12 protein-coding genes and 2 tRNA genes are annotated in these 10,789 nt (G+C 41.7%); all 14 read left to right on the forward strand.

The window, feature by feature from the left end; translation table 11 throughout:
• Positions 1–18: 18 nt before the first annotated feature.
• A complete protein-coding gene (gene aspS / locus GLIP_RS12955) occupies positions 19–1,785 on the forward strand; it encodes an aspartate--tRNA ligase (protein WP_008845097.1) in 1,767 nt (588 codons plus the stop codon).
• Position 1,786: 1 nt separating this feature from the next.
• The gene (nudB, locus tag GLIP_RS12960) at positions 1,787–2,242 is read left to right on the forward strand and encodes a dihydroneopterin triphosphate diphosphatase (RefSeq protein ID WP_008845098.1); all 456 of its coding nucleotides are present in this window, start codon (positions 1,787–1,789) and stop codon (positions 2,240–2,242) included.
• A complete protein-coding gene (gene ruvC, locus GLIP_RS12965; protein WP_008845099.1) occupies positions 2,233–2,757 on the forward strand; it encodes a crossover junction endodeoxyribonuclease RuvC in 525 nt (174 codons plus the stop codon). Before nudB ends, ruvC begins: the two co-directional genes overlap by 10 nt.
• 46 nt (positions 2,758–2,803) lie before the next feature.
• Positions 2,804–3,427, forward strand: coding sequence for a Holliday junction branch migration protein RuvA (gene ruvA / locus GLIP_RS12970; RefSeq protein ID WP_008845100.1), 624 nt, complete (start codon positions 2,804–2,806; stop codon positions 3,425–3,427).
• 93 nt (positions 3,428–3,520) lie between these two features.
• A complete protein-coding gene (gene ruvB, locus GLIP_RS12975; protein WP_008845101.1) occupies positions 3,521–4,525 on the forward strand; it encodes a Holliday junction branch migration DNA helicase RuvB in 1,005 nt (334 codons plus the stop codon).
• A gap of 511 nt (positions 4,526–5,036) precedes the next feature.
• Positions 5,037–5,447, forward strand: coding sequence for a tol-pal system-associated acyl-CoA thioesterase (gene ybgC / locus GLIP_RS12980; protein WP_008845102.1), 411 nt, complete (start codon positions 5,037–5,039; stop codon positions 5,445–5,447).
• Complete coding sequence (tolQ, locus tag GLIP_RS12985; RefSeq protein WP_008845103.1) at positions 5,437–6,126, forward strand: protein TolQ; 690 nt, start codon at positions 5,437–5,439, stop codon at positions 6,124–6,126. Before ybgC ends, tolQ begins: the two co-directional genes overlap by 11 nt.
• A gap of 8 nt (positions 6,127–6,134) precedes the next feature.
• A complete protein-coding gene (gene tolR / locus GLIP_RS12990) occupies positions 6,135–6,557 on the forward strand; it encodes a protein TolR (RefSeq protein ID WP_040522905.1) in 423 nt (140 codons plus the stop codon).
• 7 nt (positions 6,558–6,564) lie between these two features.
• The gene (gene tolA / locus GLIP_RS12995; protein ID WP_008845105.1) at positions 6,565–7,431 is read left to right on the forward strand and encodes a cell envelope integrity protein TolA; all 867 of its coding nucleotides are present in this window, start codon (positions 6,565–6,567) and stop codon (positions 7,429–7,431) included.
• Positions 7,432–7,434: 3 nt separating this feature from the next.
• Entirely contained in the window at positions 7,435–8,790 is a 1,356-nt protein-coding gene (tolB, locus tag GLIP_RS13000) for a Tol-Pal system beta propeller repeat protein TolB (protein WP_040522832.1), read from the forward strand.
• Positions 8,791–8,839: 49 nt separating this feature from the next.
• On the forward strand, positions 8,840–9,406 hold the full coding sequence (gene pal, locus GLIP_RS13005; RefSeq protein WP_008845107.1) for a peptidoglycan-associated lipoprotein Pal: 567 nt from the start codon (positions 8,840–8,842) through the stop codon (positions 9,404–9,406).
• Positions 9,407–9,418: 12 nt separating this feature from the next.
• The gene (gene ybgF / locus GLIP_RS13010) at positions 9,419–10,189 is read left to right on the forward strand and encodes a tol-pal system protein YbgF (RefSeq protein ID WP_008845108.1); all 771 of its coding nucleotides are present in this window, start codon (positions 9,419–9,421) and stop codon (positions 10,187–10,189) included.
• A gap of 225 nt (positions 10,190–10,414) precedes the next feature.
• Positions 10,415–10,490, forward strand: a tRNA-Lys gene (locus tag GLIP_RS13015).
• 94 nt (positions 10,491–10,584) lie between these two features.
• Positions 10,585–10,660, forward strand: a tRNA-Lys gene (locus tag GLIP_RS13020).
• Positions 10,661–10,789 lie beyond the last annotated feature (129 nt).

The following is a 10,789-nucleotide window of genomic DNA, read 5'->3' on the forward strand; positions in this document are numbered from 1 at the left end:
AGGCAACAGAGGCTTTTCATGCGCACAGATTATTGCGGCAATATAAACGCAGATTTTATAGGTCAAGAAGTTACATTATGTGGTTGGGTTAATAAACGTCGTGATTTAGGCGGTGTTATATTTCTCGATTTGCGCGATCGTGAAGGCATCGTTCAAGTTGTTTACGATCCTGATTTAGAAGAAGTATTTGCCAAAGCTAACAGTCTGCGCAGTGAGTATTGCGTGCAAATTACCGGTTTAGTTCGCGGTCGACCTGAAGGACAAATTAATCAAGATATGTCTACAGGTGAAATCGAAATATTAGGCAAGGCTTTAACAATCCTGAATAAATCAGCCGTATTGCCGTTAGATTGGAATCAAGAGAACTCTGAAGAACAACGTTTAAAATACCGTTATCTTGATTTACGCCGTCCTATTATGAGTGATCGCTTAAAGTTTCGAGCAAAAGTGACAAGTGCAGTAAGAAGTTATCTTGAGGGTGACGGCTTTTTAGATATTGAAACGCCGATATTAACTAAAGCGACTCCGGAAGGAGCGCGTGATTATTTGGTGCCAAGTCGCACCCACAAAGGTGAGTTTTTTGCGTTACCACAATCGCCACAGTTGTTTAAACAATTGTTGATGATGTCAGGAATGGACCGTTATTATCAAATCGTAAAGTGTTTCCGTGATGAAGATTTACGTGCTGATCGTCAACCTGAATTTACTCAGATTGATATCGAAACCACATTTTTAGATGCATCAGGTGTGATGTCTATCACTGAAGGCTTGATTCGTGACTTATTCCAAAAAATGCTAAATGTTGATCTAGGCGAATTTCCGCATATGACATTTGCTGACGCTATGCGTCGCTTTGGTAGCGATAAACCGGATTTGCGTAACCCGCTTGAATTGGTAGATGTTGCTGACTTAGTAAAAGACGTAGAATTTAAAGTGTTTGCTGGACCTGCGAATGACCCTAAAGGTCGTGTCGCAGTGATTAAAGTGCCTGGTGGCGCTGCTTTATCACGCAAAAATATCGACGACTATGGCAGTTTCGTTGGCATCTATGGCGCAAAAGGCCTCGCTTGGATGAAAGTAAACGATTTATCTGCAGGCATTGAAGGCTTGCAATCGCCAATTCTAAAATTCCTTAACGAAGAAGTGGCTATGAGCATTGTTGAGCGCACCGGTGCAAACGATGGCGATATTATTTTATTTGGTGCCGACAGTGCAAATGTGGTTACCGAAGCTTTGGGGGCATTGCGCCTGAAACTAGGAGAAGATCTCGACTTATTAGAAGGTGAGTGGAAACCACTTTGGGTTGTCGACTTCCCAATGTTCGAGGAAGTGGATGGGCATTACCATGCGCTGCATCATCCATTTACTGCACCTCGTGATTTGACTGCTAGCGAACTAGCCGCTGACCCTGCCAACGCATTATCTAACGCGTATGATATGGTGTTAAACGGTGTTGAACTAGGCGGTGGCTCGGTGCGTATTCACGATCAAGCGATGCAGTCGGAAGTATTCCGTATTCTGGGCATCAGCGAACAAGAAGCAGAATTGAAGTTTGGCTTCTTACTTGAAGCCTTAAAGTTTGGCGCACCACCGCATGCGGGCTTAGCGTTTGGGTTAGACCGTCTGGTAATGTTAATGACAGGCGCAACCTCAATTCGCGACGTTATGGCATTCCCAAAAACGACTACTGCAGCTTGTCCGTTAACGGATGCGCCGTCTGAAGCGAATCCTGAGCAGTTGAAAGAATTGGCGATTGCAACATTAGTTGATAAAAAAGCCGAATAATATGACGTTGAGACGTCCTGAATCCGCTTTGGTGGTTATTTTTGACACTGCATCCAATGTGCTTGTGATGCAACGTCAAGATGACCCCGATTTCTGGCAGAGTGTTACCGGTACGCTTGAGCAAGATGAACAGCCAATGCAAACTGCTATCAGAGAAGTCGCCGAAGAAACAGGCATCAATATAATGCACGGCCAATTATCTTTAATTGATTGTCGCTGTGTTAATCAATATGAAATTCGTGATATTTGGCAACATCGTTATCCCCCTGACTGTAAATTTAATACTGAGCATGTTTTTGCGCTGCAGGTTAATGGTGATGAAAATATCACCCTTACAGAACATCTATCTTTTCAGTGGCTCCCCAAATCCGAGGCCATGGCCTTAGTCTGGTCAGATACTAACCGTGCTGCTATTCAGCAGTTTGTACCAGAACCTATAGAGAACGCATGTCAATAATTCTAGGTATTGATCCGGGCTCACGGATAACGGGCTATGGCGTGATCAAACAAACTGGCAATACGTTTAGTTATCTAGGCAGTGGTTGTATTCGTGTGCAAGGAGATGACCTAGCACCGCGATTGAATCAAATTTACAAAGGTGTCAGTGAGATAATTTGTCAGTTTCAACCGCAGTTTTTTGCTATCGAACAAGTATTCATGGCTAAAAATCCCGATTCTGCATTGAAACTAGGACAGGCACGTGGGGCCGCCATTGTGGCCGCAACTAATGCCGAATTACCTGTGGCCGAATATTCTGCCAGACAAATAAAGCAAAGTGTTGTAGGTAAAGGTAGCGCGGAAAAATCACAAGTTCAGCATATGGTAAGCTACTTGCTAAAACTAACTGCTACCCCGCAAGCAGACGCTGCAGACGCGCTAGCCGTGGCCTTATGTCACGGGCATACAAATCAGAGTTTATTAAAACTTGCCGGGCAAGCCAGTAAAACCGTGCGTGGTAGGTTAAGAAAATAATTTTTTAAAACTTCTCTATCGAGAATTAGCAAAATAGGATATATCGATGATCGGCTTAATCCGCGGCCAATTGCTAGAAAAACAACCGCCCGAAATTTTAATTGAAGCGGGTGGCATTGGTTATGAAGTGCAACTCCCCATGACGAGCTTCTATCAATTACCAGAGATAGGGCAAGAAGCCACAGTTTATATACACTTTGTGGTACGTGAAGATGCTCAGTTGTTATTTGGGTTTGCGGATAAATCTGAACGAGCGTTGTTTAGAGAGCTAATTAAAGTAAATGGTGTGGGACCTAAGTTAGCCTTAACGATATTATCTGGCATGTCGGCATCTCAGTTTATTCAATGTGTTAGTCACGATGATTTTACAGGCTTAGTAAAATTACCTGGTGTGGGTAAGAAAACCGCTGAAAGGTTAGTAGTTGAAATGCGTGACCGCCTGAAAAAACTTGAAGAACAAGGTGAAGGGAAACATCATCTTCCACCAATGCAAACACAAACTTCACAAGAAACCCTGGTTAAACCTACTGATGTAAAAGAAGATGCCTTAAGTGCCATGGTTGCGCTGGGTTACAAGCCTGCTATCGCCGCCAAAACGATTAATTCGGTTTTCAAAGACGGAATCAGTAGTGAAGAGTTAATCCGTGAGGCATTGCGATCGATGATTTAATCAGTTGCTTTGGCTTAACTTGACTATACAGTAATTGATTTTTACTGTATAAAAAAACACTATCCATTAACGTTAATTTATTAAGACTTATGCATGATTGAAGCAGATCGATTACTCCATCCCACCGCAGATACTGAAGATGAAGCAGTAGATCGCGCTATCCGGCCGAAATTGCTGGCTGATTACACGGGACAAGATCACGTTTGTAAGCAAATGGATATTTTTATTCAAGCAGCGAGAAATCGAAGTGATGCGTTAGATCACTTGTTGATTTTTGGACCTCCAGGATTGGGTAAAACCACGCTAGCAAATATTGTTGCTAATGAAATGGGCGTCAATATTAAAACGACTTCTGGACCTGTGTTAGAAAAAGCCGGTGATTTGGCTGCCTTGTTAACTAACCTAGAAGCCCATGATGTGTTATTTATTGATGAAATACATCGCTTAAGTCCCGTGGTTGAAGAAGTTCTGTATCCAGCAATGGAAGATTATCAGTTGGATATTATGATAGGTGAGGGACCAGCGGCACGTTCTATAAAGCTGGAGTTACCTCCGTTTACGTTAATCGGCGCAACCACGCGGGCCGGTTCGTTAACTTCGCCATTGCGTGATCGTTTTGGTATTGTGCAGCGACTAGAGTTTTACAACGTGCAAGACTTAACACAAATAGTAAAACGCTCTGCTAAGTATTTAAATTTAAGTATTAATGAGCAAGGGGCGATTGAAATAGCTAGACGATCTAGGGGGACACCTCGGATAGCTAACCGTTTATTGCGTCGAGTTAGAGACTTTGCCGAAGTTAAAGCAGATGGCGATATCACCCAAGATGTATCAGCCCAAGCCTTAGACATGCTTGATGTAGATAAGGAAGGGTTTGATTATATGGATCGTAAATTATTGTTAACTATCATTGACAAGTTTTTGGGTGGTCCGGTTGGATTAGACAATCTGGCTGCGGCAATTGGTGAAGAAAAAGATACGATAGAAGATGTTATCGAACCATTTTTAATTCAACAGGGATTCTTACAACGAACGCCAAGAGGCCGAATCGTGTCACAACGGGCCTTTTTACATTTTGGAAAAGATTATTCGGAGTAGATTCCGAGACAAAAAAAAGCCCGCGAAATTCGCGGGCAAAGCAACAAGTGTTTGGAAGGAAAATTCCAGGGAACAAATCTATCAATAAGAAATTGACAACATTTTCTGACTACCGCTTCGATTGAGTCGTTGCGTTAGTCCAGAGAACGAAGCGTATTCTATACATTCAAAATATTTCCACAATTGAAAAAAATTGTAATTTCAGATTAGAAAAATTAATGGATAAATTTATTTTGGATTTAATTTGGTTTTTTCTAAGCCTTTGATAGGTTGGTTTTTGACTTGTTATTGTCACATTTAGGTTTTTATGGAGTTTGATTTTGGATTACCAAAATTAGGGGCTGTGTTATTTTTTATGCGCCATAAATGCATGCTTATCTTGAATTGACGTAGTTACCATATACTTAGTCAACGTTCATCACATAACTATGCATTTAAACGGTTTAGAATTGAATTATTTTCATGTTTATTGTACTAACCATTGAAATCTTGTTGAAAGGTATGAAATACGATGCAAAACCCCATCCATCAGTATGATTTTAGAGTCTACTACGAAGATACAGATGCGGGTGGAATTGTATATTATGCCAACTATTTAAAGTTTTTAGAGCGCGCCAGAACAGAATGGTTAAGAAGTTTTGGTATAGAACAACACGGACTTTTGGAACAAAATATAGGTTTTGTCGTCAAACGGGTTGAAATGGACTATATTGCTGCCGCAAAATTCGATGATGTATTGCACGTCAATACACAAATAATTGAATTAAAACGTGCTAGCATGTTGTTCAAACAACAAATAATAAACTCAAACAATATAAGTTTGGTAAGTGCGCAAATCAGGGTTGCATGTGTTGATCTGAAAAAGATGAAACCCATTGCTATACCTGCGTTCATTTTAGGGGAAATCTCAAGTGTCATCTAATTTGTCATTCTTTGATCTGTTTTTACAGGCAAGTCTTCTGGTTCAATTGGTTATGTTGTTGTTATTGGCGACATCCGTTGTTTCATGGGCGTTTATTTTTCAACGCACCAAAGTACTAAAGCAGGCAAGAACAGAAACGAAAAAGTTTGAAGACAAGTTTTGGTCTGGTGTCGACCTGAACAAGTTATATCAAGAGTTGTCCGCTCGACAGTCGGTACAAGGTATGGCAAGTCTATTTTGCGCCGGTTTTAAAGAGTTTGTTAGATTACGTAAAGCCAGTGGAACGTCCTCAGAGGCTATTATGGATGGGACTTATCGAGCTATGCGGGTGTCACTGTCGCGCGAAGTCGATAATCTTGAGGCAAACTTACCATTTCTAGCAACGGCAGGTTCGATTAGTCCTTATATCGGTTTATTTGGTACCGTCTGGGGCATCATGAACTCCTTTATAGCCCTTGGTGAAGTTCAGCAAGCCACATTAGCGATGGTTGCTCCGGGCATAGCAGAGGCACTTATCGCTACGGCGATGGGTCTTTTTGCTGCTATTCCATCTGTTATTGCATACAACCGCTTTAGTAACCAAGTCGAAAAACTGGAAAATAGCTATGGTAACTTTATGGAAGAGTTCTCTAGCATTTTGCATCGACAAACCTTATCTCAAAAAGTTGAGAGCATTTAATTATGATCATGTACGAACGCAAAAGGCGACGTCCAGTATCAGAAATTAATGTGGTGCCTTATATTGATGTGATGTTGGTGTTGCTAATTATTTTTATGGTTACAGCTCCCCTTGTTACGCAAGGCGTTAAAGTCGATCTACCTAAAGCGGAAGCGGAATCTTTATCGGATGATTCGAAACCGCCTATTATCGCTTCGGTAAACGCGGCTGGTGAATACTTTATCAATGTGGGTGATAAGCAAGATGATCCTATGTCAGCAACTGATTTAGCGGTTATTGTTGCTCAGCAAATTCAAAAAGAACCGGCCACGCCCGTTGTCGTGAAAGGTGATGGTGCCGTACCTTATGCAAACGTAGTACAACTAATGGTGTTGTTGCAACGTGCAGGTGTTCCATCTGTTGGCTTGATGACAGAGTCTCCTGAGGAATAGGCTATACATGTTTAAGTCTAACCCTTTGTTGATTTCAATTGCGCTTCATATCTTTTTAGGTGGAGTGTTGGCAATTAGTTTCGACTTTCATACGGTACCTAAACAAATTGATCTTAGTACTCCTAATTTTACGCCTATCGAAGCGGTCGTTGTTGATCAAAAAACGGTAAATGATCAACTTAAGCGTATTCAACAACAGGCCGAAGCTGAAAAACAAAAAGAATTACAAAAAATACGCGATGAACAAAGGCGTAAAGCCGAGGCCGAACAGCGTAAACGCGATATAGCAGCGAAAGAGAAAAAGCGAAAAGAGGATGCTAAGCGACAGCAACAGGCTGCGGCTGAAGCGAAAGAAAAGAAACGCTTAGCTGAGGAAAAGGCGCGCAAAGAAGAAGAACAAAAAAAGCAACGTGAACTCGAACGAAAAGCTGCAGAAGAGCGAGAGCGCAAAGCGCAAGAAAAACGCGAACGAGAAGAACGTGCTAGGCAAGAAGCTGAGCGCAAAAAACGCGAATTAGCTGAAATGCAAGAACAGGAACGGTTAATGCAAGAACAGCTGGAACGAGAGCAAAGTGCTCGTAATCAACAACGCCAGCGACAGGTTTTAACTGAAACTGAAAAATATACTGCTTTGATCAGAGCGAAAATAATTCAGAATTGGTATGTTGACGATGCCATGAAAGGAAAGTCATGCAGAATTAATATTCGTCTGGCATCGTCTGGATTTGTTATTCAGGTTCGTACGTTGGGCGGCGATAAATCTGTCTGTGTGGCAGGTGAACAGGCGATACGTAGGGCAGGAGAATTACCCATGTCAGCTGATCAACAAGTACAAAATAATTTGAAAGATATCACTCTCAACTTTGGTTTTTAATGAATGAATAAAATAAAAATTACATTGCTAACATTTTTTCTAATCTGTTTTTCAGTTGGGTCACACGCGACCCTTGAGATATATATCACAGAAGGTGTTAATAATGCGCGTCCTGTTGGTATTGTCCCTTTTCATATAACCCCAGGAACTGTGCTGCCTAGTAGCATCGATCAAGTGGTTGCAGCAGATTTAACTCGTAGTGGTAAATTCTTTGCGTTGTCACGCCAGCAAATGCCACAGTTGCCAAAATCCGACAGTGAAGTGGATTACAGTGAGTGGGCGGAAGCAGGTGCTGAAGCAGTACTTATTGGTCACATTCAACAGCAAGCCGCTGATGAGTTCAAAATTTCGTTGCAACTTTTAGACGTTATTCGCGGCCAGATCACTGGCGGCCAAACACAAATGTTAAATAATGGTCAGATGGTAACGAGTCGCGACCATATCTTGGATGAGTGGACTTGGGTCATCAAAGGAGCTGATTTCCGACAGTATGCCCATCGCATAAGCGACATCGTTTACGAAAAACTGACGGGTGAAAAGGGCGCATTCCTGACGCAAATAGCATACGTTATCGTGCGAGATTCAGCCACTGAGACCAAGCCATTTCAATTAATAGTGGCTGACTACGATGGCATGAATGAAAATATTTTATTGCGCTCGAATGAACCGTTAATGTCACCTTCGTGGTCACCTGATGGCAGAAAGCTTGTGTATGTGTCGTTTGAAAATAAAAAGCCGCAAATTTTTATTCAAGATATATATACAGGTAATCGTACAATGATGACTGATTTTCCCGGCATTAATGGCGCTCCTGTTTTTTCACCAGATGGTAACCAATTGGCTATGGTACTGTCCAAAGATGGCAATCCTGAAATTTATGTGATGGATATAGCGTCGAAACGATTGCGTCAAATTACCCGAAATCGAGCAATTGATACCGAACCAAGTTGGTCTCCAGATGGAAAACATTTGATTTTTAGTTCAGAACGGGGTGGTAAACCTCAGATTTATCGAGTAAATTTAGCAACAGGTAAGACTCGGCGGGTCACTTTCGAGGGCGATATGAACCTAGGGGGAACGTTTACACCAGATGGCACACAAATGGTCATGGTAAACCGAACCAGAGGGAACTATCATATTGCTAAGCAAGGTGTGGAATCTGGCGATTTGTTGGTATTAACCAAAACATTTTTGGATGAGTCCCCAAGTCTTGCACCAAATGGCAGTATGATAATCTACAGTACTTTGCATGAAGGAAAGCAAGTATTATCATTGGTGTCACTTGATGGACGATTTAAGGCAAGGTTGCCGGTGTCAGAAGGGCAGGTTAAGTCACCTAGCTGGTCACCATTTTTGTAATGTAAATTAAAATCTGTTAGAAATTTCGAAAACGAGAAGGAATAACGAAATGCAACTTAAAAAAGTATTTAAAGGTTTAGTGATTGCACTGCCATTGGTGACCGTGATGGCATGTACGTCAACAGACAATGGTGTTGATGAAGCAGCTGCAAGAGAAGCGGCAGCGCAACAAGCTGCGGCGGATGAAGCAGCGAGACAAGCTGAAGCTGAAAAAGCGGAAGCAATGGCGATGAAACAGCGTCAAGAAATGGAAGCAGAAAAGCGTGCTCAAGAACTAGCTAGTTTAGAGCAAGATCAAGTAGTTTACTTTGATTTTGATACTGCAAACTTATCTTCTTCTGCGCGTGCTATTTTGTCAAAGCATGCTGAATTCTTGTCTGCAAATGCAAGTCAATCAATTGTCATCGAAGGTCACTGTGACCGTCGTGGAACGCCAGAGTATAATATCGCTTTGGGTGAGAGACGTGCAAAATCAGTTCAAACATATTTACTTAATGCCGGCGTAAGCTCTTCACAAATTTCAGTCGTTTCTTACGGTGAAGAAAAGCCTGCAGCAAATGGCACCTCTGAGTCTGCATTTGCACAAAACCGCCGTGGTGTTTTGGTATATCAATAAGATTGAGTGATTATGATTAAACGCAATACAGCGATTAGTCTACTACTTGTATATGGAGCCGCAGTTAATGCGGCTCCTGCGCCTGTAACAGACTTAAACGATAGTTCATTGACTAAGCGTGTGGAAGTCATAGAACGTATCCTAGATTCACGTACAGAGATGCAACATCGTATTCAACAACAGTTAGATGACATGCAAAATGAAGTAAGCGAAATGCGCGGAACTTTAGAATTGCATAATCATCAGCTTGAAAAGATATTAGAACGGCAACGCGAATTGTACTTGGAAATCGATAAGCGTATAGCAGCGGTAAGCTCACAGACAAATCAACAAACGACGTCCCCAAATGCTAACCAAAATGGTGCTGCAGATTCGTCTCAGATTGAAATGCCCGTTGTGACTAATGCTAGTGAAAGTGACGCTTATGATCGCGCCGTTAATCTAATTTTGCGTGATAAGCAATACGATCTAGCGATTCCAGAGTTTCAAGCATTTATCAACACTTATCCTAATTCTACCTATGCGCCCAATGCCCATTACTGGTTAGGCCAATTGTTGTTTAACAAACAACAATGGGAAAAAGCAGCTGAGCAGTTTCAAATTTTGGTTAGCGGATACCCAGATTCGTCGAAGCGCGCCGATGCTTTGTTTAAATTAGGCGTTGTAGAACAGCGAAGAGATAACTTAGCCAGAGCAAGACAATTATTTGAACAAGTGTTATCAGAGTATCCTGATTCAGCGTCAAGTCGTCTTGCAGATTCGCGATTAAAGGCGATGAATTAAGCCATTTTCCATTTATACAGCTTTAAAGCCTAAAAAATTTTTCAGGCTTTAAAGCGTATAATCTCACTTTTAGTGAACAGAATTTATACCGTTTATGTGTCGGTTGCTTAGAATTTCATCGAAAAGGCAAATAGTTTACAAATATCGACAGTTTTAGGTTGCGCCAAGAAGATATTTGAGTATTATATGCCGCCGTTGCAGCAGGTCTGTAACAAAACTGAAAAAGGGTCGTTAGCTCAGTTGGTAGAGCAGTTGACTTTTAATCAATTGGTCGCTGGTTCGAATCCAGCACGACCCACCAATTTTCAGTTAGGGCTAACAATTCTCGATTGATTAATCGAAAGTCCGAAATAATCCAGTAAGCATTACTGGAAAAATAAAAAGCTTCAATAGATGGGTCGTTAGCTCAGTTGGTAGAGCAGTTGACTTTTAATCAATTGGTCGCTGGTTCGAATCCAGCACGACCCACCATCTTAAATACTTCGGCTCTACCCTGTAAACGGGGGATCAGCATTCATCTTAGGCTCTACCCTGTAAACGGGGGATCAGCATTCATCTTACTCGATTGATAACACCATTCCACCCACAATGGGTCATCAC

The sequence above is a fragment of the Aliiglaciecola lipolytica E3 genome (assembly GCF_000314975.1).
GTDB lineage: Bacteria > Pseudomonadota > Gammaproteobacteria > Enterobacterales > Alteromonadaceae > Aliiglaciecola > Aliiglaciecola lipolytica.